We start from the raw sequence: 25,537 nt of genomic DNA on the forward strand, positions 1-25,537 counted from the left end.
TCTCCCTGAGGGAGAGGGGTAGGGTGAGGGGGGAAGGCTTAACCTATCTGCCCATTTCCCAAATGTTTAACGCGGCGCTTAACTTCTTCCTGCTTACCGGCGTTAAACGGACGCGCATCCGGGCTACCTAAATATCCGCACACGCGGCGAGTCACCGACACACGGGAGGTGTCATGGTTACCACATTTCGGGCAGGTGAAGCCTTTGCTGGTGCACTCAAACTCACCGGTAAAGCCACACTCGTAGCACTCATCAATTGGTGTATTGGTGCCGTAATACGGTACATGCTGATAGCTGTAATCCCAGACATCTTCCAGCGCCTTCAGGTTGTGCTGAATGTTTGGATACTCGCCGTAGCAAATGAAACCACCGTTAGCCAGCGGCGGGTAAGGTGCTTCAAAGTCGATCTTGTCGTACGGGTTCACCTTTTTCTCCACATCAAGGTGGAAACTGTTGGTGTAGTAACCTTTATCGGTCACGCCCGGCACCACGCCAAACTCAGCGGTATCGAGACGGCAGAAGCGGTCGCACAGATTTTCACTTGGCGTGCTGTAAAGGCTGAAACCGTAGCCAGTCTCTTCTTTCCACTGATCCACCGCCTGACGCAGACGTTCAACAATCGCAATACCTTTCGCGCGAAGCTGCTCGTTGTCATAAACATGCTCGCCGCCGAACAGCGCGTTAATGGTTTCGTGGATACCGATGTAACCCAGCGAAATAGACGCACGACCGTTTTTGAAGATTTCAGAAACATCATCGTCGGCATTCAGACGCACGCCACAAGCACCTTCCATATAGAGGATAGGAGCCACGCGCGCTTTCACGCCTTCGAGACGAGCGATACGGGTCATCAGCGCCTTACGTGCCAGCAGCAGACGTTCATCCAGCAACTTCCAGAAGGTGGCTTCATCGCCTTTCGCTTCCAGCGCAATACGTGGCAGGTTCAGGCTGATCACGCCGAGGTTGTTGCGACCATCGTGGATCTGCTCGCCGTTTTCGTTTTCCCATACGCCGAGGAAGCTGCGGCAACCCATCGGGGTTTTAAACGAACCGGTGACTTTCACTACCTGATCGTAGTTCAGGATATCCGGATACATGCGCTTGCTTGCGCACTCCAGCGCCAGCTGTTTGATGTCGTAGTTCGGATCGCCTTTTTTATGGTTCAGGCCATCGCGAATCGCAAACACCAGTTTCGGGAACACGGCGGTTTTGCGGTTTTTACCCAGGCCTGCGATGCGGTTACGCAGGATGGATTCCTGAATCAGGCGCGACTCCCAGCTGGTGCCCAGACCAAAGCCAAAGGTTACAAACGGTGTTTGACCGTTGGCGGTGTGCAGGGTATTTACTTCGTACTCCAGCGACTGGAAGGCGTCGTAGCACTCTTTGATGGTACGAGAGTTGGCGTAGCCTTCAGCATCCGGAATGCTCCACTCCTCCGCCGTTTTACGGTGCTTGTTGTAGCTGGCGGTGACAAACGGAGCCAGAACTTCGTCGATACGGTTAATGGTGGTGCCGCCATAAATATGGCTGGCAACCTGGGCGATAATCTGCGCAGTTACTGCGGTGGCAGTGGAGATCGACTTCGGTGGTTCGATCTCGGCGTTCCCCATCTTAAAGCCCTGAGTTAGCATACCTTTCAGGTCGATCAACATGCAGTTGAACATCGGGAAGAACGGCGAGTAATCGAGGTCGTGGTAGTGAATATCGCCACGCTCATGCGCCTGCACCACGTCACGCGGCAGCAGGTGCTGGCGTGCATAGTGTTTAGCAACAATACCGGCCAGCAGGTCGCGCTGGGTTGGAATTACCTTGCTGTCTTTGTTGGCGTTTTCATTGAGTAACGAAGAGTTGGTCTGCTCGACCAGGCCACGGATCTCCTGGTTCAGGCGACCGCGTTTTTCACGTTCGATGTCGCGATCGTGACGGTACTCGATGTAAGCACGAGCCAGTTGTTTGTACGGGCCTGACATCAGCTGGTTTTCAACTGCGGTCTGGATTTCGTTGATATCCACCTGGTTGCGGCCCTGCATTTGCTCGCTGACGACAGCGGCAACAGTGGCACAATAATCTGCATCATCGACTTCCGCTGCTTTAGCTGCACGCAGAATGGCTTCTTTGATGCGCTCTGATTTAAACGGCACTTTGCAGCCGTCTCGTTTCATCACATGCGGTGTCATGATCGCTCCATATTTTTAAGAACAGGTTATACACAGAAAGTTGGGAAGTGCGCCCCGCTTTATTTAGCTCTTTTTACGGGGAGTTACTGCAATCCCAATCCGCTTTATCCACAATTTTGTCGGCTTTGTTGGCGTGTGTCTTGGTGCAAGTATAGTCGACGGATACAACATATTGGGTTGAGAGGCATTTTAAAGTCTATATATAGTGCTTTGCATTAAGGATGTTTAAGGTTTTTTTGATTTAGCTCAAAGTAAAAAGCAGAGTGTACGGATGACGGGCGCTACAGCGATGTGTAAATTTTTTAATAATTTTCTGTTCAAAAAACCAACAAAAACAATGCGCTGACAGATAAGGCCCCGGAAATACTCGCTTTACCGGGGCCTAGAGAAGAATTATCTCTGCAACCACCAGACAGCCTCAAATGGCCGCAATGTCATGGCTCCCGGTTGAGAGGAGGCTTCTTCATAGTTATGCATTAACAGTTGCCAGTCGCCGCTGATTTGCGTTGGTTGCCAGGGCTGTACGTCACGGCTAAGGTTGGCAATCACCAATAAAGTTTGCCCCAGCCATTCGCGGCGATAGCACCACAATACAGGACTGTTTGGCAGGAGATCCTGGTAATTGCCCCATGTCAGAATGGGTTCTTGTTTACGCAACGTGATTAACTTCTGGTAGGTGTAAAACACTGAAGATTCATCGGCCAGCGCAGATTCTACGTTGATTTCGCGATAGTTATCACACAGACCAATCCACGGCTTGCCGGTAGTAAACCCTGCGTTATCGCCGTTGCTCCATTGCATTGGCGTGCGGCTGTTGTCACGGGATTTACTGGCGAGGATTGCCAATAGCTCTTCGGCGTCACGCCCATCGTTGCGCAGCTCGGCAAACATATTGAGGCTCTCCACGTCGCGATAGTCAGTAATGCGCGTGAAATGTGGGTTGGTCATACCAATCTCTTCGCCCTGGTAGATATACGGCGTTCCCTGCATACCATGCAGCACCATCGCCAGCATTTTTGCCGCAGGCACGCGGTATTCACCTTCATCACCAAAGCGAGAAACAATGCGCGGCTGATCGTGGTTACACCAGAACAAAGCATTCCACGCAACGTTGTGCATTCCCTGTTGCCAGTGGCGGAACAATGTTTTTAACGCCACAAAGTCAGGTTTAGCCAGCGTCCATTTTTCACCGCCGGGATAATCGACCTTCAGGTGATGAAAATTAAAGGTCATCGACAATTCACTGCCTGTCAGTGCCGCGTATCGCTGACAATGTTCAAGGCTGGTGGAGGACATTTCACCCACAGTCATTAATCCGCGTGGCGTAAAGACATCACGGTTCATTTCGTGCAAAAACTCGTGTGCTCGTGGTCCGTCGGTGTAGAAGCGACGCCCGTCGCCATCCAGATCGTTGGGGAAGTTCTGGTCTTTGGAAATCAGATTCACCACATCCAGGCGCAGCCCGTCTACCCCGCGATCGGCCCAGAACTCACAGACTTTTTTCAGTTCTGTGCGTACTGCTGGGTTTTCCCAGTTGAGATCGGCCTGTTCTGGTGCAAACAGATGCAAGTAATACTGTTCGCTTTCTGCGTGCCAGTGCCAGGCATTGCCACCGAATTTAGAACGCCAGTTATTTGGTGGTATTCCTGGTTCGCCGTCACGCCAGATATAAAACTGACGATAAGGACTTTCTTTGTTCTGCGCCTCGCGAAACCAGGCGTGTTGGGTAGAAGTATGGTTAAACACCATATCAAGGATAATGCGAATACCGCGCGATTTCGCCTGCGCCACCAGTTCATCAAAGTCGTCCAGCGTACCGTAGGTGGGATCAATCGCCGTATAGTTCGCTACGTCGTATCCGTTATCGATCTGTGGGGAGACATAAAAAGGTGTCAACCAGATAGCATTAACGCCCAGTTTTTGTAGATAGTCGAGGCGTAGGGTGACTCCTCGCAGATCGCCGGTGCCGCTGCCCGTGGTGTCCTGAAAACTCTTTGGATAAATCTGGTAGATAACGCCGTTTTGCCACCAGTGGGGAAGATTAGTCATTACGTCATTCCTGCAAATGCGAGGGGGCGCAAGTGCGCCCCGAAGAAAATTAAACAATGTTCAGCGTACCCAGGCGGTGTTTTCGCTGGTAGATAAACGAGGTGAGCACAATCGGGATGATGATGGCGATAGCCATTGCCAGCGCAAATACCTGCCAGTAGCTCGGCTGAATGGAGAGAATACCAGGCAGACCACCGACGCCGATGCCATTCGCCATAACGCCGTTCAGGCCGCAGAGCAATCCCGCCAGACCGGAACCAATCATCGCGCACAGCATCGGGAAGCGATATTTCAGGTTGATGCCGTACATTGCCGGCTCAGTAACCCCAAGATAAGCGGAGATCGCCGCTGGAACCGAAATTTCCCGCTCGTTCTGTTTACGGCTGGCGATAATAATTCCTACCACTGCCGACGCCTGAGCAATATTCGAAAGGGCAATCAGCGGCCAGACTGGCGTACCGCCCATGCTTTGAATCATCTGCATATCAATGGCAAGCGTGGTCTGGTGTACGCCGGTAATGACCAGCGGCGCATAGAGGAAGCCAAACAATGCCGCGCCAATAGGGGCAAAGCTGCCAGTCATCAGGTGACGTACCGCAAAGGCAACGCCATCGCCAATCATGCGACCAAACGGACCAATCAGCGCATGGGCGAGGAACACCGCGAGGATCAGCGAGCAGACCGGTACAACCACCAGATAGAGATAATCCGGCACGATGCGCTTAAGGCGAGTTTCAATAAAGCCCAGCGCCAGCCCGGCTAACAGCGCCGGGATCACCTGCGCCTGATAGCCTACTTTCGCAATACTGAACATGCCAAAGTCCCACACTTCCGGCACCTGCTGCCCGAGTAGATAGGCGTTCATCAGTTGTGGAGAAACCAGCGTTACGCCAAGCACGATACCGAGGATCGGCGTGCCGCCCATCTTTTTCACCGCCGACCAGCAAATCCCGACCGGCAGATAGAAGAAGATCGCCTCACCGATCAACCACAGAAAATCGTAGATCGTTTGCAGGGAAGGGTACATTTGCGCCAGCGTCTGGCCGTTGCTCATGGGCAGATCGCCGATCACATTACGAAAACCGAGGATCAAACCGCCGCTAATCAGCGCGGGCAGTAACGGGAAGAAGATCTCTGCGAAATGGGAGATCAACTGCTCATGCCATTTCATATTCTGCCTGGCGGCTTTTTTCACCTGCTCTTTATCGACCTGCGCCTGTCCGGTGGTCGCTATCAGTGCTTGATAGTAATCGCCAACGTTGGTGCCAATCACCACCTGAAATTGTCCGGCATTGGTGAAACAGCCTTTCACCATGGGGAGTTGCTCAATTTCTTTCGGTCTGGCATTGGCCGGTTGGTTGAGGACAAAGCGCAGGCGAGTAATACAGTGGCTCACCGTCGCAATATTGCCGCGCCCACCGACCAGTTCAATCAACCGATCGATATCCGTTTGGTTCACTTTGCTCATCATAAGGCCCCGTGGCAGATGACATATTAGGTTGACGGCAGAATATAGTGGGAAGGAAAAATTAAAAACGGGAACGTTCCCGAAACACGGCGAAGATCACAATTTATAGTTCAGGAAACGATCAGAACAGGGTGGCGGGGATGATGATTTGTTGCGGTTCGCTGCGCCCGGTTATCTGTTTGATTAACTGGCAGGCCGCCTGGCGTCCGGCTTCTGCGTAGCCTGGGTCAACGGTGACGATCTCCGGATGGAGGAACTTCATCAACGGTGTATTACCAACGCTCGCCAGCTGTAAGGTATCGATGCGTTGCTCTTGCAGGTATTTACTTGCGCCAAGTGCCAGCGTGTCAGTTGCGCACAGCAACGCGGTGGTTTCAGGGGTAATGACTTTTGCCACGTTCTCATAACCTTGCTTCATGGCGAGGCCAGGCAGAGCGGCGACGGGATGCAGTTTATGCGCTTTGCAGAACGCCAGGTAGGCTTCATGACGTCGCTTACCGGTCGTCACGTCACTGTGCGGCACGCCGAGATAACTGATATTGCGATGCCCCTGGTCATACAGCCGTTGCATCAGGATTTTGATCGCCCCTTCGTCGTCATAACAGACTGAAGCAAAGCCCTTTGCGTCGCGTGCCAGCAGCACCAGCGATGACTGCCAGTGGGCTAACATCTCTTCGGTTATACCGGTAAAACCAAACAGCACTACGCCGTCGATATTACGACGTTTCAAAACGCCCAGATGTTCGGCAACTAATTGTGGTGAAAACTGGCTTTCCATCATGATGGGGTCGTAACCCTGTTCATAGAACGCCGGCAGCATGGTCTGAACCGCGAGATTTTCTGACAGCGAATCCAGACGTGTCACGATGATGGCGACCACTTTATCGCTTTGCCCACGCATGGCGCGCGCAGAGCGGGAAGGGGAAAATCCATGCTGATTCATCACAGCTTCGACACGTTCACGTGTGCGCTGGCTTACGCCGCTCTCGTTATTCAGCACCCGGGAAACAGTGGATTTTCCCACGCCGCTCAAGCGCGCGATGTCTTTGATGGTCAGCCGATTTTGCATCCTGTTATCCCGTAACGTGTTGTTTAATTATTAGAGACTAACTTTACCCGCGCATTCAGCAATGGGCAAAGTCTGGTTTATCGTTGGTTTAGTTGCCGACAGGTATTATATCGGCATAAATGCTACGAATATTATTGGATTCGCGGCGCTATTTATTCACTTACCGGAGGTTATATGGAACCTGATCCCACGCCTCTCCCTCGACGGAGATTAAAACTTTTCCGGTAAGCCCGTCTTTTCACGGCGTTACCGGATGCGTAAGGCCGTGACGTTTTAACGTCCCTGCTCATATTTATTACCTTCAGGTAAGGCTTCGCCACGCCTGAAGATATTTCTGCACTGTTCCAGACAGTGCGGAGGGACACCCTATGTTTAAAGAAATTTTTACCCGGCTCATTCGCCATTTACCTTCCCGTCTGATCCGTCGCGATCCGCTACCGGGTGCGCAGCAGACAGCGAATGCACCAATCCCGCCTTCCTTAAGCGCGCATTGCCTGAAAATGGCGGTGATGCCCGAAGAAGAATTATGGAACACGTTCGACACCCACCCGGAAGGGTTGAATCAGGCGGAAGTGGAAGTTGCCCGTGAAAAACATGGCGAAAATAAATTACCTGCGCAACAACCATCGCCGTGGTGGGTACATTTGTGGGTCTGCTATCGCAACCCCTTTAATATTTTGCTCACGATCCTTGGCGGCATTTCTTACGCCACGGAAGATTTATTTGCCGCAGGCGTTATCGCGTTAATGGTGGCTATTTCCACGCTGCTGAACTTTATTCAGGAAGCGCGTTCCACCAAAGCGGCAGATGCCCTGAAAGCGATGGTCAGCAATACCGCGACGGTGCTGCGCGTTATTAACAGCAAAGGCGAAAATGGCTGGCTGGAGATCCCGATCGACCAGCTGGTGCCCGGCGATATTATTAAACTGGCGGCGGGGGATATGATCCCGGCAGATTTGCGTATCTTGCAGGCGCGGGATCTGTTCGTCGCTCAGGCGTCGTTAACCGGTGAGTCTCTGCCCGTAGAAAAAGCTGCAACCACTCGCCAGCCGGAGCACAGCAATCCGCTGGAGTGTGACACCCTGTGTTTTATGGGCACCACCGTGGTGAGCGGCACGGCACAAGCGATGGTGATTGCCACAGGTGCCAACACCTGGTTTGGTCAACTGGCGGGGCGTGTTAGTGAGCAGGAAAGCGAGCCGAATGCCTTTCAGCAAGGGATCAGCCGCGTCAGTATGCTGCTGATTCGCTTTATGTTGGTGATGGCTCCGGTGGTGTTGCTTATCAACGGTTACACCAAAGGCGACTGGTGGGAAGCGGCACTGTTTGCGCTTTCGGTCGCGGTAGGCTTAACGCCGGAAATGTTGCCGATGATTGTTACCTCGACGCTGGCGCGCGGCGCAGTAAAGCTGTCGAAACAGAAAGTGATCGTCAAACATCTGGATGCCATTCAGAACTTTGGCGCAATGGATATTCTGTGCACTGATAAAACCGGCACCCTGACGCAGGATAAAATTGTGCTGGAGAATCATACCGATATCTCCGGTAAAACCAGCGAACGCGTGCTGCATAGCGCGTGGTTGAACAGTCATTACCAGACCGGGCTTAAAAACCTGCTTGATACAGCGGTGCTCGAAGGTACGGATGAAGAGTCGGCGCGTTCGCTGGCCAGCCGTTGGCAGAAAATTGATGAGATTCCGTTTGATTTTGAGCGTCGCCGGATGTCGGTGGTAGTGGCAGAAAATACCGAACATCATCAACTGGTGTGCAAAGGCGCATTGCAGGAGATCCTTAATGTGTGTTCACAGGTGCGCCACAATGACGAGATTGTGCCGCTCGATGACACTATGCTGCGTAAGATTAAGCGGGTTACTGATACGCTGAATCGTCAGGGGCTGCGCGTGGTTGCGGTGGCGACGAAATATCTGCCCGCGCGTGAAGGAGATTACCAGCGGGCGGATGAATCCGACCTGATCCTCGAAGGATATATCGCTTTTCTTGATCCACCAAAAGAGACAACGGCTCCGGCACTGAAGGCATTAAAAGCGAGTGGAATTACCGTGAAAATCCTCACTGGTGACAGTGAATTAGTGGCGGCGAAAGTGTGCCATGAAGTGGGGCTGGACGCGGGAGCGGTGGTAATTGGTAGTGATATTGAAACGCTATCTGATGACGAACTGGCAAATCTCGCACAGCGCACCACGCTGTTTGCTCGCCTGACGCCGATGCATAAGGAACGCATCGTAACGTTGCTAAAGCGCGAAGGGCATGTGGTTGGCTTTATGGGCGATGGTATTAATGATGCGCCCGCCTTACGCGCTGCGGATATCGGCATTTCTGTGGACGGCGCGGTAGATATTGCCCGTGAAGCGGCTGATATCATCCTGCTGGAAAAAAGCCTGATGGTGCTGGAAGAGGGGGTTATTGAAGGGCGCCGGACTTTCTCTAACATGCTGAAATACATCAAAATGACGGCGAGTTCTAACTTCGGTAATGTGTTCAGCGTGCTGGTGGCGAGTGCTTTCTTGCCCTTCCTGCCGATGCTGCCGTTACACTTACTGATCCAGAACCTGCTGTACGATGTGTCACAGGTGGCGATCCCGTTTGATAACGTTGATGACGAGCAAATTCAAAAGCCGCAGCGTTGGAATCCGGCGGATCTGGGGCGTTTTATGATCTTCTTCGGACCGATCAGTTCGATCTTCGATATTCTGACGTTTTGCCTGATGTGGTGGGTATTCCATGCCAACACGCCGGAAACGCAAACACTGTTCCAGTCGGGCTGGTTCGTGGTGGGATTACTGTCGCAAACGCTGATTGTGCATATGATCCGTACCCGTCGTGTACCGTTTATTCAGAGTCGTGCATCGTGGCCGTTAATGATCATGACCGTAATCGTGATGATTGTCGGGATCGCGTTGCCGTTTTCGCCGCTGGCCAGTTATCTGCAATTGCAGGCGCTACCGTTAAGTTACTTCCCGTGGCTGATTGCGATTCTGGCAGGGTATATGACGTTAACGCAGTTGGTGAAAGGGTTCTATAGCCGTCGTTATGGTTGGCAGTAAAGAATAAGCTGGGCATGGTGGCCCGGATTCAGATTGCAGATAAAGTGAGCTTTGTTCATGCCGGATGCGGCGTAAACGCCTTATCCAGCCTACAAATTCAATAAATTGCAGGAATCACCCAGGCCTGATAAGCGTAGCGCATCAGGCGATTTTGCTTTTGTCATCAGACTTAATCCGGGCACGATAGCCCGGATTTCCATCAAGATTAGCGACGAACAGCGATCGCTTCGATCTCAATCTTCACGTCTTTCGGCAGACGGGCAACTTCAACGCAAGAACGTGCCGGGAAGGTGGCGTTGTGTTCGGTGAAGAAGGCTTCGTAAGTGGCATTTACGGTTGCGAAGTCGTTCAGATCTTTCACAAACACGGTGGTTTTAACGATGTCGCCCACTTTCAGGCCAGCGGCTTCGACGATCGCTTTTACGTTATCCAGCGACTGACGTGCCTGTGCAGCGACGTCTGCCGGTACTTCGCCCGTTTTCGGATTTACCGGGATCTGACCGGAGGTGATGATCATATTGCCCAGATCAACGCCCTGTACGTAAGGACCGATAGCTGCCGGTGCATTTTCCGTCGCGATAGTTTTGCTCATGATTTCTCCTTTATTACAGCGGTAAAAAGTCTGGCTCATTATAGGGAGCCAGACTTTTATTACCAACCGCAATTAATTGGCCAGCACCACATTATGGGAAAACTCTTTTTCACAGTATTTGCATTTGAGCGCGATGTCATTGGCGCGTTTTCGCACGGCAAAGCTGGAAGAAACCGGTTCGGCATGGCTGATACAGTTGCTGTTCGGGCAGACCAGCACATTGTCGATGCGCTCCGGCAGGCTGGGGCGCGATTTACCAACCACTTCATAGTTGTCGATACGATTTACCGTGGCTTGCGGTGCGTACAGCGCCAGTTGGTCTACCTGATCTTCACTCAAAAAGGTATTTTCGATCTTGATCAGATCCTTGCGCCCCATCTCGCCAGAAGGCAGGTTCAGACCGATAGTGATACGCTGATCCGTTTCGGTCAGCTTGAACAGACTCAATAGCTTAAAACCGATCTGGGCGGGGATATGGTCAATTACCGTGCCGCGTTTAATAGCTTCAACCTGCAATTTATTATCGTGTGTCATCTCAATTTCCCCTTACAGTACCAGATCGCGATTCAGAACCAGTGCCAGTAACGCCTGGCGAGCGAAAATCCCATTGCCTGCTTGCTGGAAGTACCAGGCGTGCGGCGTTTTATCGACATCCGTCGCAATTTCATCAATACGCGGCAGCGGATGCAGCACTTTCATATTGGCTTTGGCGTTGTGAAGATCGCTGGCGCGCAGGACAAACTGCGCTTTTACGTTGGCGTATTCGGACGGATCCAGGCGCTCTTTTTGCACGCGGGTCATATACAAAATGTCCACTTCCGCCATCACTTCTTCAATGGAACTATGCAGGCTCCAGGCGATACCTTTTTCATCAAGCATGTCCAGAATGTACTGCGGCATTGCCAGCGCATCCGGGGCGATGAAGTAGAAACGGTTGCCGTCGAATTTCGCCAGCGCCTGGGTCAGGGAGTGAACGGTGCGACCATATTTCAGGTCGCCGACCATTGCGACACGAAGATTGTCCAGACGTCCCTGGGTTTCCTGAATGGTGAACAGATCCAGCAAGGTTTGCGTCGGATGTTGGTTGGAACCATCACCGGCGTTCAGCACCGGCACATTGCCGGAAAACTCGGTTGCCAGGCGCGCCGCACCTTCCTGCGGATGGCGCATCACAATTGCATCGACGTAAGTGCTGATAACCGAGATGGTATCAGCCAGCGTTTCACCTTTTTTTCCCAGTGAGGTGTTTGCGCTGTCAGAGAATCCCACCACGCTGGCACCCAGGCGGTGCATCGAGGTTTCGAAAGAGAGGCGGGTGCGGGTTGATGCTTCGAAGAAGCAACTGGCAATCACTTTATGTTTCAACAACTCTGGTTGCGGGTTTGCTTTCAGTTTCGCCGCTGTCGCCAGCACCAGATTAAGGTCATCGCGACTAAGGTCATTTATGGAAATGATGTGTTTTTGATATAGCGGATTAGCCATGTTTATCTCCTGACGCCTGGGCAAAAAAAAGCCCCTCGATTGAGGGGCTGGGAATGGGTGATCAACGGGAAGAAAAACGGCAGGCCAGCGTCTTTTTTCAGACGCGGTAAGACAAAATGTCGAACACACTGAACCATACATCCTCCCGGCAAATTGTCCGGCATTATACTCAGCCAGAAAGTGGGATCAAGCGATTAATGCAAGAAACTTCCAAGGTAAACGATTGTTGTGAATTTATATGCTTCAAATTTGAATTTATAACGAAATGAATTTAGGGGGGGAATGTGGGGGGAAAATATGCGCTGGCGCAATCAGGCGGCAAAAAATGCTGGTATGGCAGTAAGGAATTACGTATAACAAGAGAAATGAAACGATGTTTTAATTGAGGGAATGAAAAAATGATCATCGGAAATATTCATAATCTCCAGCAATGGTTGCCGGAAGAATTACGTCAGGCGATTGAGTATATTAAAGCGCACGTTACGGCAGAAACGCCAAAAGGTAAGCACGACATCGAAGGCAACCGTCTGTTTTATCTTATCTCTGAAGATATGACTGAGCCTTATGAAGCACGCCGCGCCGAGTACCATGCCCGCTATCTCGATATTCAGATTGTGCTAAAAGGGCAGGAAGGCATGACCTTCAGCACACAACCTGCGGGCACGCCGGATACCGATTGGTTAGCCGATAAAGACATCGCCTTTTTGCCAGAAGGTGTTGAGGAGAAAACAGTTATCCTCAATGAAGGCGACTTTGTCGTGTTCTATCCGGGTGAAGTACACAAGCCACTGTGCGCAGTGGGCGAGCCAGCCCAGGTTCGCAAAGCGGTTGTGAAAATGCTGATGGCGTAAGTGGATTATGCCGGAGGCGACGTTACGCCGCCTCCGGTACTGGCGTTATTGGGCGAGCGTCGCAACCATTACCGCTTTGATGGTATGCATACGGTTTTCCGCCTGATCAAAAACAATACTGGCGGCAGATTCAAAGACCTCATCCGTCACTTCCATCCCACCGTGCAGGCCAAACTCTTCAGCCATCTTTTTACCTAGCGTCGTTTGGTCGTCATGAAACGCGGGCAGGCAGTGCAGAAATTTGACGTCTGGATTACCGGTTAACTGCATCATTTTGCTATTCACCTGATAATCACGCAGTAATGCAATACGTTCTGCCCATTTCTCTTTCGCTTCCCCCATCGACACCCACACATCGGTGTAAATAAAGTCGGCACCTTTAACGCCTGCTGCGATATCTTCTGTCAGCGTTATATTCCCGCCATTTTGCTGTGCCAGGGCGCGGCATTCCGTAACCAGCGAAGCTTCCGGCCAGCACGCTTGTGGCGCTACCAGGCGTAAATCCAGACCGGTCAACGCCGCAGCTTCCAGCATTGAGTTACCCATGTTGTTGCGTGCATCTCCGGCATAAACCAGCGTCATCTCATTGAACGCTTTACCTGGTAAATGCTCCTGCATGGTCAGCAAATCCGCCAGAAGCTGTGTAGGATGAAACTCATTAGTCAGGCCGTTCCATACCGGCACACCTGCATATTCCGCCAGCGTTTCGACAATCTCCTGACCATAGCCGCGATACTGAATACCGTCATACATGCGACCAAGCACGCGGGCGGTATCTTTAATCGACTCTTTATGGCCAATCTGGCTGCCGCTGGGGCCGAGATAAGTGACGCGAGCACCCTGGTCATATGCGGCAACTTCGAAAGAGCATCGGGTACGGGTCGAGTCTTTTTCGAAGATGAGCGCGATATTTTTACCTGTGAGTCTGGCTTCTTCTTTGCCGTTTTTCTTATCGGCTTTCAGCTTCGCAGCTAACTGCAGCAGGCTGTTGAGTTCAGCTGGCGTGAAATCGAGTAATTTCAGGAAATGTTTATGATAAAACCCGGACATAGATCCCTCCTGTAGCTAACGCCGTAATGAATTAAAATTCAATTTATATGGATGATTATTCATTTGCAAGCCTAAAACATAAATCTTTGTCACAAAGGTGGAGGCAATGTCAGTGGTGTGTGACAATAAGAGTATCGGCAGGACATTAAGAGGAATGAGCCATGGCAAACCCGGAACAACTGGAAGAACAGCGTGAAGAAACGCGTTTGATTATTGAAGAATTACTGGAAGATGGCAGCGATCCGGACGCGCTGTACACCATCGAACATCACCTTTCCGCAGACGATCTGGAAACCCTGGAAAAAGCAGCGGTTGAAGCGTTTAAACTCGGTTACGAAGTGACCGATCCGGAAGAGTTGGAAGTGGAAGATGGCGATATCGTAATTTGCTGTGACATCCTCAGCGAATGCGCGTTGAATGCCGATCTGATCGACGCCCAGGTTGAGCAATTGATGAACCTGGCAGAGAAATTCGACGTTGAATACGACGGTTGGGGTACTTACTTTGAAGATCCTAACGGCGAAGATGGCGACGATGAAGATTATGTCGACGAAGACGATGACGGTGTTCGTCACTAATTAATTGATTAAAATGCCCGCTAGTACACACTAGCGGGCATTTTTTTAGAGTTTACGCAGCATCCGCACTTCACAATCGACATGGCCCGTGCAACCAAGTGCGTAATCGATATGTTGAAAACCTAAATGTTCATACAAACCAATCGCTTCTTTTAAAAAAGCGGTCGTTTCCAGATAGCAGCGTTTGAAGCCCATTTCTCGCGCCTGCTCCATCGCCATTAAGGCCAGTTTTTTCGCCAGTCCTTTACCGCGAATAGCAGGAAGAAAATACATCTTTTGCAGTTCGCAAATGTCCGATTCACTACCTGCTAATGGCGCAATCCCGCCGCCACCCACCACTTCGCCATTGTATTCAACTACCCAATACGCATGACTGGGCTGACTATACACTTGATACAATTCGTCGAGATTGGGATCGGCGACGGTGTAGCCTTTATCAGCGGTAAGACCGTATTCTGCGGATACCTGGCGGATGACGCTGGCGATGGCGGGATTATCGGCGGCAGTAAGTTTGCGCAAACGGAGCGCGGGAGAAGTGACAACATTCATAGCATAGCTCAATTTCAAATGTATGATTTATAGCTCACTTTAATACCACCCTCGCTTATGCGGTGCAAGAAGAAGATAAATCAGAAAATATTAAGCATATATCTCTTTGAGAAAGCGTATTCTAGGCGTACCAGTATTAATTTACTGGGATTATTATCTATATGAATGGGATTTATTTTAGGGATATGATTCATGAATGGTGTAAACGTCGGGAAAGATAACTCTCGTCACTCATTTGTTTTTACAGGCAAAGGTGGTGAGTATTTTCTTATTTGTCTTGTGAATTTTTTACTGACAATTATTACTCTGGGAATATATGGGCCGTGGGCATTGGTGAAATGCCGTCGTTATATTTATCAACATGTGACACTCAATGGGCAACCATTTAGTTATAAGGGAACTGGTGGTGCCATTTTCGTTAGCATGTTCCTTATTATTGTCGTTTATCTTCTCAGTATTTCTTGTTTTTCAGGCCAGCACTTTGTTCTTGGTTTTCTCCTGTTTGCTCTCTTGAGTTGCGGTATTCCTTGCATGGCAGTGAAGAGTCTACAATATCAGGCGAACATGACCTCACTGAATGGCATTCGCTTTGGCTTTAACTGCTCGATGCTCCGTGCATGGTGGGTTATGTTAGGTCTGCCTGTTTTGTTGGCGTTAGCGTTTTGGTTCGCACTGTATCTTATTGCGCAATTGACGACATCGATAGGAGGATTATTCTTTAACTTAGTCGCGTTAAGTTTGCTTTCTGCCATCGGGCTGGGTGTCGTCAATGGTATAACCTACAGTAAATGGATGCCATTGCTGGGTAACAATGCAACTTTTGGCATTCATAAGTTTTCTGTTCAGGTAAACGTAAAAGAATGCATTAAAGGTTGTATGCTCGCAATATTAACCATGGTTCCTTTCATCATTGTGATTGGTATTATGATTGCGCCAGTATTTCAGCAGGTAATGATGATGACCATGTTGGGTAGGTCTGATGCTGGTGGTGAGCTTGTATTGCAATATTACCCACAGATTATGGCTTCTTATTTCCTTTATTTTGTTGCGATTTTTGTTTTTGCCAGTTATCTCTATGTCACGTTACGTAGTTTGTTTCTGAATAACCTGACACTGGCAAATGGAACAATTCGTTTTCATTCGTCCGTTACCACGTTCGGTGTGCTTTTACGCATGTTTGCGGTATTAATGGGTTCTTCAATTACCTGTGGACTGGCTTATCCCTGGCTGAAAATGTGGATGATTAGCTGGATTGCCAATAATACCCATGTGCAGGGTGACCTTGATTCACTGGCGTTAGCGAATGATGAAAAACCGCAGGATAGCGGTCCGTTAATGTGGATATCTCGCGGTATTATGCCGTATGTTCCGTTTATCTAAATAAAAAGGCCGGAGCATTCTCCGGCCTTCGTTTTCACTGTGCGTATTACAGCGCGGCAATAACCGCCTGTTGTTCAATCAGCTTCGCTTTCGCTTCCGCATAACCTTCCAGCTTCTCACGCTCTTTTGCGATGACCGCTTCCGGTGCACGTGCGACAAAGCCTTCGTTCGCCAGCTTGTTCTCGATACGGCTGATTTCACCTTCGATCTTCGCCACTTCTTTTGCCAGACGCGCCAGCTCATCTTCTTTGTTGATGAGTCCAGCCATCGGGATCAGCAGCTCAGCGCCGTCGACGATCTTAGTAACGGAAACCGGACCTTTGTCATCGGCAGGCAGCACGGTGATGCTTTCCAGACGTGCCAGCGTTTGCAGGAAGCCACGGTTTTCATTTACGCGACGTTCTGCATCCGCGCTGCAACCACGCAGCAGCAGCTCCAGCGGTTTGCCCGGCGCGATGTTCATTTCTGCACGGATGTTACGTACAGCAACGATCGCCTGTTTCAGCCACTCGGTGTCGGCCAGCGCCGCTTCATCAACCTGAGATGCATCGTACTGCGGGAACGGCTGCAGCATGATGGTGTCAGCGGTGATGCCGCAAAGCACTTTCACACGCTGCCAGATAGTTTCGGTGATGAACGGAATGATCGGATGCGCGAGGCGCAGCAGACCTTCCAGTACCGTAACCAGCGTGTGGCGAGTACCGCGCAATTCGGCCTCAGTTCCACCGTTCATTACCGGCTTGGTCAGCTCCAGATACCAGTCACAGAACTGGTTCCAGGTGAATTCATACAGAATGCCTGCGGCGATATCGAAGCGGAAACTATCCAGTGCTTCGCGGTACGCTTTGATGGTTTGGTTGAACTCCGCCAGAATCCAGCGATCCGCCAGCGACAGCGTCATTTCGCCACCGTTGAAGCCGCAATCCTGACCTTCTGTGTTCATCAGCACAAAGCGGCTGGCGTTCCACAGTTTGTTACAGAAGTTACGGTAACCTTCCAGACGCTTCATATCCCAGTTGATGTCACGACCGGTAGAAGCCAGCGCCGCCAGGGTGAAGCGCAGCGCGTCAGTACCGTGCGGCTCAATGCCGTTCGGGAACTGCTTCTCGGTGCGCTTACGGATTTTGTCCGCCAGCTGCGGCTGCATCATATTACCGGTACGTTTTTCCAGCAGTTCTGGCAGCGAAATACCGTCGACCATATCCAGCGGGTCAATCACGTTACCCTTGGATTTAGACATCTTCTGGCCTTCGTCGTCACGAATCAGACCGGTCATGTAAACAGTGTGGAACGGCACCTGCGGTTTGCCATTTTCATCTTTGATGAAGTGCATGGTCATCATGATCATGCGGGCAATCCAGAAGAAGATGATGTCGAAGCCAGAAACCATCACGCTGGTCGGGTGGAACTGACGCAGGGCGTCGGTGTTTTCCGGCCAGCCGAGCGTAGAGAAAGTCCACAGCGCGGAGGAGAACCAGGTATCGAGAACGTCTTCGTCCTGACGCAGCGCGACGTCCGCACCGAGGTTATTTTCTTTACGCACTTCGTCTTCGTTGCGGCCAACATAAACGTTACCCGCTTCGTCGTACCATGCCGGGATACGGTGACCCCACCACAGCTGACGAGAGATACACCAGTCCTGAATATCGCGCATCCAGGAGAAGTACATGTTTTCGTACTGCTTCGGTACGAACTGAATATCGCCGTTCTCAACCGCTTCAACTGCCGGTTTCGCCAGTACATCGGCACGCACGTACCACTGGTCAGTCAGCATCGGTTCGATAACCACGCCACCACGGTCGCCGTAAGGAACGGTCAGATCGTGCGGTTTAATTTCTTCCAGCAGGCCGAGCGCGTCAACCGCAGCAACGACTGCTTTACGCGCAGCAAAACGCTCGAGTTTCTGGAACTCTGCCGGGATTTCGCTGGAATAAACGTCGGATTCGTTGCCTTTGGTATCGAACACCTGGGCGCTTTCACGGATATCACCGTCAAAGGTCAGGATGTTGATCATCGGCAGGGCGTGACGTTTACCCACTTCATAGTCGTTAAAGTCGTGCGCCGGAGTGATCTTCACGCAGCCGGTGCCTTTTTCCATGTCGGCGTGTTCGTCACCAACGATCGGAATACGACGGTTAACCAGCGGCAGAATGACAAATTTGCCAATCAGATCTTTGTAACGCGGATCTTCCGGGTTAACAGCCACGCCGGTGTCGCCCAGCAGGGTTTCCGGACGGGTAGTCGCAACGACCAGATAATCTTTGCCATCAGCAGTTTTCGCGCCGTCAGCCAGCGGATAGCGGATATGCCACATCGAACCTTTCGATTCGCGGTTTTCCACTTCCAGGTCAGAGATAGCGGTGCGCAGTTTCGGATCCCAGTTTACCAGGCGCTTACCACGGTAAATCAGATCTTCTTTATACAGACGAACGAAAACTTCTTTCACCGCATTGGACAGGCCTTCGTCCATGGTGAAGCGTTCACGCTCCCAGTCGACGGAGTTGCCGAGACGGCGCATCTGACGGGTAATCGTACCGCCGGATTCCGCTTTCCATTCCCAAATTTTGTCGATGAAAGCTTCGCGGCCGTAGTCGTGACGGGTTTTACCTTCTTCTGCGGCAATCTTGCGCTCAACGACCATCTGGGTAGCGATCCCGGCGTGGTCAGTACCGACCTGCCACAGGGTATTTTTACCCTGCATACGCTGATAGCGGATCATGGTATCCATGATGGTTTGCTGGAAGGCGTGACCCATATGCAAACTGCCGGTGACGTTCGGCGGCGGGATCATGATGCAGAAACTTTCCTGGCTTTCATCGCCATTAGGCTTAAAGTAGCCCTGCTTTTCCCAGTGCTCGTAAAGCGGCTGTTCGATATCTTGTGGGTTGTATGTCTTTTCCATTATTTCCAGGTTGCCGTATTCAGGTTGAAACCAGCCACGCGGTAGGCTTTATAGCGTTCGCGCGCCAGTTGTTTCAGAGAATCTTCATAAGGAACGAAGTCTACCACTTCTGTGAAAGCGGTGGCAAAATCTGCAAAGCTTGTTCGCAGACTAATCAATATATCGCGCGGGCTGCTGCTACGTTTTTGCGGCCAGGCGATCTCCACCGGCGCGCCGCCGCGCGGTCCTTCTCCCGCTAAATTGTGCGGAACAAAACTTTCTGCCGGACGCGCCCACAGGGCTTCATCCAGCCGGTAAGCCTGTTTTTCATCTTCACAGGCGATGAGCACGCGCTTACCGCTGCGCCAACGTTCTGCGGCAATTTCACACACCAGTTGCTCAACGGCGCTTAAGCCATCGACGGTGGTGTCATTGTCCAGAAGGTAGAACGTTGCGTTTTTCATATATGGGGCTTCTTGTGGTGGATTTAAATATTGCTGCATTCCTCACCCTGAAAGATGAGCAATGAATTTCTATTGCGCTCGATCGGTTCCCTCTCCCTTAGGGAGAGGGTTAGGGTGAGGGTAAAACGCAAACTTACTCTTCGCCGTTAAATCCGGCGCGGTTCAGCAGGAACTGTGCCAGCAACGCTACCGGACGACCGGTTGCGCCTTTTGCTTTACCAGAACGCCAGGCGGTTCCCGCGATATCCAGGTGCGCCCAGTTGTACTTACGGGTAAAGCGCGACAGGAAGCAACCTGCGGTAATCGCCCCGCCAGGACGTCCGCCAATGTTCGCCATATCGGCAAAATTGGATTCCAGTTGTTCCTGGTACTCGTCACCCAGCGGTAAACGCCATGCGCGGTCGCCAGACTGCTCAGACGCGGCAATCAGCTCATGAGCCAGCGGATTATGGTTCGCCATCAGACCGGTAATGTGATGACCCAGCGCGATCACGCAGGCACCGGTCAGCGTCGCCACATCAATTACCGCTTCCGGCTCAAAACGCTCAACGTAAGTTAACACATCGCACAGTACCAGGCGGCCTTCGGCGTCGGTGTTCAGCACTTCAACGGTTTGACCGGACATGGTGGTTAACACATCGCCCGGACGATAGGCTCGTCCGCCAGGCATGTTTTCGCAGCCTGCCAGCACGCCGATAACGTTAATCGGCAGTTGCAGCTCTGCAACCATGCGCATCACGCCGTAAACCGCCGCCGCGCCGCACATATCGTACTTCATCTCATCCATGCCTTCTGAAGGCTTGATGGAGATACCGCCGGAGTCGAAGGTTAAACCTTTACCCACCAGCACAATCGGGCGCGCATCTTCCGACGCGTTGCCTTTGTACTCAATCACCGACATCAGCGATTCGTTTTGCGAACCCTGACCCACCGCCAGATAGGAGTGCATCCCCAGCTCTTTCATTTGCTGTTCGCCGATAACGCGGGTGATGACATTCTTGCTGTAGCTGTCAGCTAACTGGCGCGCTTGTGAAGCGAGGTAAGCAGCGTTACAGATATTCGGCGGCATATTGCCGAGATCTTTCGCGGCTTTGATCCCGGCGGCAATCGCCAGACCGTGCTGGATCGCGCGCTCACCGCTGGTCAGCTCACGGCGGGTCGGCACGTTGAACACCATTTTACGCAGCGGACGACGCGGCTCGCTCTTATTCGTTTTAAGCTGGTCAAAACTGTAGAGCGTCTCTTTTGCTGTCTCGACCGCCTGACGCACTTTCCAGTAATTATTGCGACCTTTAACGTGCAGTTCAGTCAGGAAACAGACCGCTTCCATTGAGCCAGTATCATTCAGCGTATTAATGGTTTTCTGAATAACCTGCTTGTACTGACGCTCATCCAGCTCACGTTCTTTGCCGCAACCAATAAGGAGAATTCGCTCGGAAAGTACATTCGGAACATGGTGCAGCAACAATGTCTGCCCCGGTTTTCCTTCCAGTTCGCCCCGACGTAGCAGGGCGCTGATGTACCCATCGCTGATTTTATCGAGCTGTTCTGCAATCGGAGAAAGGCGACGTGGTTCGAAGACGCCCACGACGATGCAGGCACTCCGCTGTTTCTCCGGGCTACCGCTTTTTACACTAAACTCCATGCACTACGCTCCTGAATCTTAAAGACAACGGCGGTGGCTACAGATAGAATTGCAAGCTTTCGTAACTCATGTCCGCTGTTGCGATGACTTCGTGTTAATCTTAACGTTATTACGGCATTGGCACGTCAGAACAAAATCTGAGAGGTGAATCCGTTGAGTATAATTATCTTAGCGACGATTTCGACGACTCAAGAGAATAAATGACGTTTAAGCCATGAAACAAGCTAAAATCCTGCAAAAGACGAGTTTTTACGGGCGTATTTAAAGTGATAATCATAAGATATCTGGTGCGGGAGACGCTCAAAAGCCAGCTGGCGATACTCTTCATCTTGCTTTTGATCTTCTTCTGTCAAAAGTTAGTGAGGATACTCGGCGCAGCGGTTGACGGCGACATTCCGGCGAACCTGGTGCTCTCCCTTCTCGGGTTGGGCGTGCCGGAAATGGCGCAGCTTATCCTGCCATTAAGCCTGTTCCTCGGGCTGCTGATGACGTTGGGTAAACTGTATACCGAAAGTGAAATTACGGTAATGCATGCCTGCGGCCTGAGCAAAGCGGTTCTGGTGAAAGCGGCAATGGTTCTCGCGGTGTTCACGGCGATTGTCGCGGCGGTTAACGTCATGTGGGCGGGGCCGTGGTCATCGCGTCATCAGGATGAGGTGCTGGCAGAAGCGAAAGCTAACCCAGGCATGGCGGCGCTGGCGCAAGGGCAATTCCAGCAAGCGACCAATGGCAGCTCGGTGCTGTTCATCGAAAGCGTTGACGGCAGCGACTTCAAAGATGTGTTCCTCGCGCAAATCCGACCAAAAGGTAATGCACGTCCTTCCGTGGTAGTGGCCGATTCCGGACATTTAACTCAGTTGCGGGATGGCTCTCAGGTGGTGACTCTCAATCAGGGAACGCGTTTCGAAGGCACTGCACTGTTACGTGATTTCCGCATCACTGACTTCCAGGATTATCAGGCGATCATTGGTCACCAGGCGGTGGCGCTCGACCCGAACGATACCGACCAGATGGACATGCGTACATTGTGGAACACCGACACCGATCGCGCCCGTGCGGAGCTAAACTGGCGTATCACGCTGGTATTCACCGTGTTTATGATGGCGTTGATGGTCGTACCGCTGAGTGTGGTTAACCCGCGTCAGGGGCGTGTACTGTCGATGCTGCCTGCCATGCTGCTGTATCTGCTTTTCTTCCTGATCCAGACCTCCCTGAAATCGAACGGCGGCAAAGGTAAGCTGGACCCGACGCTGTGGATGTGGACCGTTAACCTGATTTATCTGGCTTTGGCGATTGTTCTCAACCTTTGGGACACGGTGCCGGTTCGCCGCCTGCGCGCCAGTTTTTCGCGTAAAGGAGCGGTGTGATGCAACCTTTTGGCGTACTTGACCGCTATATCGGTAAAACTATTTTCACCACCATCATGATGACGCTGTTCATGCTGGTGTCGCTCTCCGGCATTATCAAATTTGTCGATCAGCTGAAAAAAGCCGGGCAGGGGAGTTACGACGCGTTAGGCGCAGGAATGTATACCCTGCTGAGCGTGCCGAAAGATGTGCAAATCTTCTTCCCGATGGCGGCTCTGCTGGGTGCGTTGCTTGGTCTTGGGATGCTGGCGCAACGCAGCGAACTGGTGGTGATGCAGGCTTCTGGTTTTACCCGTATGCAGGTAGCGTTGTCGGTAATGAAAACCGCCATTCCGCTGGTATTGCTGACGATGGCGATCGGAGAATGGGTCGCGCCGCAGGGCGAGCAGATGGCACGTAACTACCGTGCGCAGGCGATGTACGGCGGCTCGTTGCTCTCTACCCAGCAAGGCTTATGGGCGAAAGATGGCAACAACTTTGTTTACATTGAGCGGGTTAAAGGTGACGAAGAGTTAGGGGGTATCAGTATTTATGCCTTTAACGAAAATCGTCGTCTGCAATCTGTGCGCTATGCCGCTTCCGCGAAGTTTGATCCTGAACATAAAGTCTGGCGTCTGTCGCAGGTTGATGAATCTGACCTGACCAATCCAAAACAAATCACCGGTTCTCAGACCGTGAGCGGCACCTGGAAAACCAACCTCACGCCAGACAAACTGGGCGTGGTGGCGCTGGATCCGGATGCACTCTCCATCAGCGGTTTGCACAACTATGTGAAGTATCTGAAGTCGAGCGGTCAGGACGCCGGACGTTATCAGCTCAACATGTGGAGCAAAATCTTCCAGCCGCTATCCGTGGCGGTGATGATGCTGATGGCACTGTCGTTCATCTTCGGTCCACTGCGTAGCGTGCCGATGGGCGTGCGCGTGGTTACCGGTATCAGCTTCGGTTTTGTGTTCTATGTACTGGATCAGATCTTCGGCCCGCTGACGTTGGTTTACGGCATCCCGCCGATCATCGGCGCACTGTTGCCAAGTGCAAGTTTCTTCTTAATCAGCCTGTGGCTGTTAATGAGAAAATCGTAACCAGATGAGTGAAGAAAGGGAGCGAAAGCTCCCTTTTACATTGTTGGCAAAGTGCGCTTTGTTCATGCCGGATGCGGCGTGAATGCCTTGTTCGGCCTACAAAATCATGCAAATTCAATATATTGCAGTGGCGTAGGCCTGATAAGACGCGATAGCGTCGCATCAGGCAAAGACAAATCGCACCAGACTTACCTTTTTCTCCCCCCAAGCAAGCTCCCCAGCACACCGCGTATAATCTGGTTCGTGACCTGGCGGGCGGCACTTTTCGCCATAGTCTGTACTACGCCATCTTTCTTTCCGCCACGCGGTCCGGTAGTGCCAAACAAAATGTCCTTTAACCCACCGAGAATACCGTCATCCACAGCCATCTCTTTTCCTTTGGCTGGTGGATTATTTTGCTGTTCGGTACTGGTTTGCACACCTTTTTGCAGCATCTCATAGGCAGATTCCCGATCCACGTCATCTTCATACTTGCCATACACCGGGGAGTGATTAATCAGGCCGTTACGCTCATCTTCTGTCACCGGTCCCATCCGTGAACAAGGTGCAATCACCATTGCACGCTCCACCACAGAAGGACTACCTTTCGCATCAAGAAATGAGATCAACGCTTCGCCGGTTCCCAGCTCCTGGATCGCCTTTTCTGTATCAAACGCTGGATTGGGTCGCATGGTTTGCGCTGCCGTCTTCACCGCTTTCTGGTCTTTCGGCGTAAAGGCGCGCAGAGCGTGTTGAACGCGATTCCCCAACTGCCCGAGTACGTTGTCGGGTATATCCGAAGGGTTTTGCGAGACAAACCAGACGCCCACGCCTTTCGAGCGGATAAGCCGTATGACCTGCTCAATTTTATCCAGCAGCACTTGCGGTGCATCGTTAAACAGCAGATGCGCCTCATCGAAGAAAAAGACGAGTTTCGGTTTATCCAGATCCCCTGCTTCCGGCAGTTGCTCATACAATTCAGAAAGCATCCACAGCAGACTGGCAGCGTACAGTTTTGGCATCTGGTAGAGCTTTTCGGCGCTAAGGATATTGATGACGCCTTTACCGTTAGCATCAGTACGCATCCAGTCTTTGATATCCAGCATCGGTTCACCAAAGAAATGCGTCGCTCCTTGCTGCTCCAGCGACAGTAATCCGCGTTGGATTGCACCAACAGATGCGCTACTGATATTGCCATACTGATTCTGGAATGATTTGGCGTTATCTCCGATGTACTGGGTAATGGCCCGAAGATCTTTAAAGTCGAGCAACAACAGTCCCTGATCGTCAGCAATGCGGAAGATGATATCCAGCACGCCAGTTTGCACGTCGTTAAGATTTAACAGTCGTGCAAGCAACAGCGGCCCCAGATCGGAGACCGTTGCCCTTACTGGATGGCCTTTCTCACCAAAAATATCCCACACCACCGCTGGATTCGAATGCGGTTGCCAGTCGTTGACACCGATACTTTTTAACCGAGCGAGCAGTTTTTCCGAGGTCGTACCTTCCTGTGCAACCCCGGTCAAATCGCCTTTCACATCGGCCATAAACACAGGTACACCGATTTCTGACAGTGATTCCGCTAGTTTTTGCAGCGTGACGGTTTTACCCGTCCCCGTTGCGCCAGTAATCAGCCCGTGACGGTTAGCCATAGCGGGTAATAAAAACAGTTCCGTGTCAGGCGTGCGTGCAATTAAAAGTGGTTCGCTCATGAGATTTCCTCCAGTTCCCTGCCTGGAGTATAGGCACGGTTGAAAAGTTTTCACCACTAAATTCAGCCGATTGCGAGATGTCTTAAAGGCCGGGCAG

At 51.6% G+C, this 25,537-nt stretch carries 21 protein-coding genes and 1 pseudogene; 8 read left to right on the forward strand and 14 right to left on the reverse strand.

Annotated features, from left to right (window positions below; translation table 11 throughout):
* Positions 1–38 precede the first annotated feature (38 nt).
* From nrdD to treR, 4 genes and pseudogenes are all read right to left on the reverse strand, one after another.
* On the reverse strand, positions 39–2,177 hold the full coding sequence (gene nrdD, locus LG381_RS06970; protein WP_000187801.1) for an anaerobic ribonucleoside-triphosphate reductase: 2,139 nt from the start codon (positions 2,175–2,177) through the stop codon (positions 39–41).
* 393 nt (positions 2,178–2,570) lie between these two features.
* Positions 2,571–4,226 carry an alpha,alpha-phosphotrehalase gene (gene treC, locus LG381_RS06975; RefSeq protein ID WP_225762188.1) on the reverse strand — a complete coding sequence of 552 codons (1,656 nt, stop codon included), beginning with the start codon at positions 4,224–4,226 and terminating at the stop codon, positions 2,571–2,573.
* Positions 4,227–4,275: 49 nt separating this feature from the next.
* On the reverse strand, positions 4,276–5,697 hold the full coding sequence (gene treB, locus LG381_RS06980; RefSeq protein ID WP_077699190.1) for a PTS trehalose transporter subunit IIBC: 1,422 nt from the start codon (positions 5,695–5,697) through the stop codon (positions 4,276–4,278).
* A gap of 118 nt (positions 5,698–5,815) precedes the next feature.
* Positions 5,816–6,766 (reverse strand): annotated as a pseudogene (treR, locus tag LG381_RS06985) (trehalose operon repressor TreR); the annotation flags it as partial.
* Between the two features lie 171 nt (positions 6,767–6,937).
* Here treR and mgtL point away from each other — a divergent pair.
* Together mgtL and mgtA are read left to right on the forward strand one after the other, a co-directional pair.
* Positions 6,938–6,991 (forward strand): mgtA regulatory leader peptide MgtL, encoded by a 54-nt coding sequence (gene mgtL, locus LG381_RS06990; RefSeq protein WP_001387276.1) that lies wholly within the window; start codon positions 6,938–6,940, stop codon positions 6,989–6,991.
* A 140-nt stretch (positions 6,992–7,131) separates the two neighbouring features.
* Entirely contained in the window at positions 7,132–9,828 is a 2,697-nt protein-coding gene (gene mgtA, locus LG381_RS06995) for a magnesium-translocating P-type ATPase (RefSeq protein ID WP_105279311.1), read from the forward strand.
* A 205-nt stretch (positions 9,829–10,033) separates the two neighbouring features.
* On the opposite strand, the gene ridA is transcribed toward mgtA, so the two are convergent.
* The 4 genes from ridA to pyrL all read right to left on the reverse strand — a co-directional run bounded on the left by ridA (position 10,034) and on the right by pyrL (position 12,039).
* Positions 10,034–10,420: a 2-iminobutanoate/2-iminopropanoate deaminase gene (gene ridA / locus LG381_RS07000; protein ID WP_000047539.1), complete on the reverse strand. Its 387-nt coding sequence runs from the start codon at positions 10,418–10,420 to the stop codon at positions 10,034–10,036.
* A 72-nt stretch (positions 10,421–10,492) separates the two neighbouring features.
* Complete coding sequence (pyrI, locus tag LG381_RS07005) at positions 10,493–10,954, reverse strand: aspartate carbamoyltransferase regulatory subunit (RefSeq protein ID WP_000148581.1); 462 nt, start codon at positions 10,952–10,954, stop codon at positions 10,493–10,495.
* 12 nt (positions 10,955–10,966) lie between these two features.
* Positions 10,967–11,902, reverse strand: coding sequence for an aspartate carbamoyltransferase (pyrB, locus tag LG381_RS07010; protein WP_000013052.1), 936 nt, complete (start codon positions 11,900–11,902; stop codon positions 10,967–10,969).
* A gap of 2 nt (positions 11,903–11,904) precedes the next feature.
* Entirely contained in the window at positions 11,905–12,039 is a 135-nt protein-coding gene (gene pyrL / locus LG381_RS07015) for a pyr operon leader peptide (RefSeq protein WP_001296693.1), read from the reverse strand.
* A 261-nt stretch (positions 12,040–12,300) separates the two neighbouring features.
* Between pyrL and tabA the strand changes: the two genes are divergently transcribed.
* Positions 12,301–12,753 carry a toxin-antitoxin biofilm protein TabA gene (tabA, locus tag LG381_RS07020; protein ID WP_000583474.1) on the forward strand — a complete coding sequence of 151 codons (453 nt, stop codon included), beginning with the start codon at positions 12,301–12,303 and terminating at the stop codon, positions 12,751–12,753.
* 45 nt (positions 12,754–12,798) lie between these two features.
* Here tabA and argF read toward each other — a convergent pair whose 3' ends face one another.
* Entirely contained in the window at positions 12,799–13,803 is a 1,005-nt protein-coding gene (gene argF / locus LG381_RS07025; RefSeq protein WP_085461232.1) for an ornithine carbamoyltransferase, read from the reverse strand.
* A gap of 161 nt (positions 13,804–13,964) precedes the next feature.
* Between argF and rraB the strand changes: the two genes are divergently transcribed.
* A complete protein-coding gene (rraB, locus tag LG381_RS07030) occupies positions 13,965–14,381 on the forward strand; it encodes a ribonuclease E inhibitor RraB (RefSeq protein ID WP_000002947.1) in 417 nt (138 codons plus the stop codon).
* A gap of 45 nt (positions 14,382–14,426) precedes the next feature.
* On the opposite strand, the gene LG381_RS07035 is transcribed toward rraB, so the two are convergent.
* Positions 14,427–14,930: a GNAT family N-acetyltransferase gene (locus LG381_RS07035; RefSeq protein WP_010346276.1), complete on the reverse strand. Its 504-nt coding sequence runs from the start codon at positions 14,928–14,930 to the stop codon at positions 14,427–14,429.
* Positions 14,931–15,122: 192 nt separating this feature from the next.
* Between LG381_RS07035 and LG381_RS07040 the strand changes: the two genes are divergently transcribed.
* On the forward strand, positions 15,123–16,310 hold the full coding sequence (locus LG381_RS07040; RefSeq protein ID WP_001014714.1) for a DUF898 family protein: 1,188 nt from the start codon (positions 15,123–15,125) through the stop codon (positions 16,308–16,310).
* Positions 16,311–16,356: 46 nt separating this feature from the next.
* Here the strand turns inward: LG381_RS07040 and valS are convergent, their stop codons facing one another.
* From valS to pepA, 3 genes are all read right to left on the reverse strand, one after another.
* On the reverse strand, positions 16,357–19,212 hold the full coding sequence (gene valS / locus LG381_RS07045) for a valine--tRNA ligase (RefSeq protein ID WP_000416362.1): 2,856 nt from the start codon (positions 19,210–19,212) through the stop codon (positions 16,357–16,359).
* Entirely contained in the window at positions 19,212–19,655 is a 444-nt protein-coding gene (gene holC, locus LG381_RS07050) for a DNA polymerase III subunit chi (RefSeq protein ID WP_000786399.1), read from the reverse strand. The genes valS and holC overlap by 1 nt, the downstream gene beginning before the upstream one ends.
* Positions 19,656–19,788: 133 nt before the next feature.
* A complete protein-coding gene (gene pepA, locus LG381_RS07055) occupies positions 19,789–21,300 on the reverse strand; it encodes a leucyl aminopeptidase (protein WP_000397144.1) in 1,512 nt (503 codons plus the stop codon).
* Positions 21,301–21,453: 153 nt separating this feature from the next.
* Between pepA and ytgA the strand changes: the two genes are divergently transcribed.
* The 3 genes from ytgA (at position 21,454) to lptG (ending at position 23,749) form a co-directional block, all read left to right on the forward strand.
* The gene (ytgA, locus tag LG381_RS07060; RefSeq protein WP_211180521.1) at positions 21,454–21,504 is read left to right on the forward strand and encodes a protein YtgA; all 51 of its coding nucleotides are present in this window, start codon (positions 21,454–21,456) and stop codon (positions 21,502–21,504) included.
* A 62-nt stretch (positions 21,505–21,566) separates the two neighbouring features.
* Complete coding sequence (lptF, locus tag LG381_RS07065; RefSeq protein ID WP_000584137.1) at positions 21,567–22,667, forward strand: LPS export ABC transporter permease LptF; 1,101 nt, start codon at positions 21,567–21,569, stop codon at positions 22,665–22,667.
* Positions 22,667–23,749, forward strand: a complete 1,083-nt coding sequence (gene lptG / locus LG381_RS07070) for an LPS export ABC transporter permease LptG (protein ID WP_010346283.1) — start codon at positions 22,667–22,669, stop codon at positions 23,747–23,749. Before lptF ends, lptG begins: the two co-directional genes overlap by 1 nt.
* 188 nt (positions 23,750–23,937) lie before the next feature.
* Here lptG and LG381_RS07075 read toward each other — a convergent pair whose 3' ends face one another.
* Positions 23,938–25,440, reverse strand: a complete 1,503-nt coding sequence (locus LG381_RS07075; protein ID WP_225762189.1) for a helicase HerA-like C-terminal domain-containing protein — start codon at positions 25,438–25,440, stop codon at positions 23,938–23,940.
* Positions 25,441–25,537: the final 97 nt, after the last annotated feature.

Source organism: Escherichia sp. Marseille-Q3837 (assembly GCF_916618735.1).
GTDB classification, from domain to species: Bacteria; Pseudomonadota; Gammaproteobacteria; order Enterobacterales; family Enterobacteriaceae; genus Escherichia; species Escherichia ruysiae.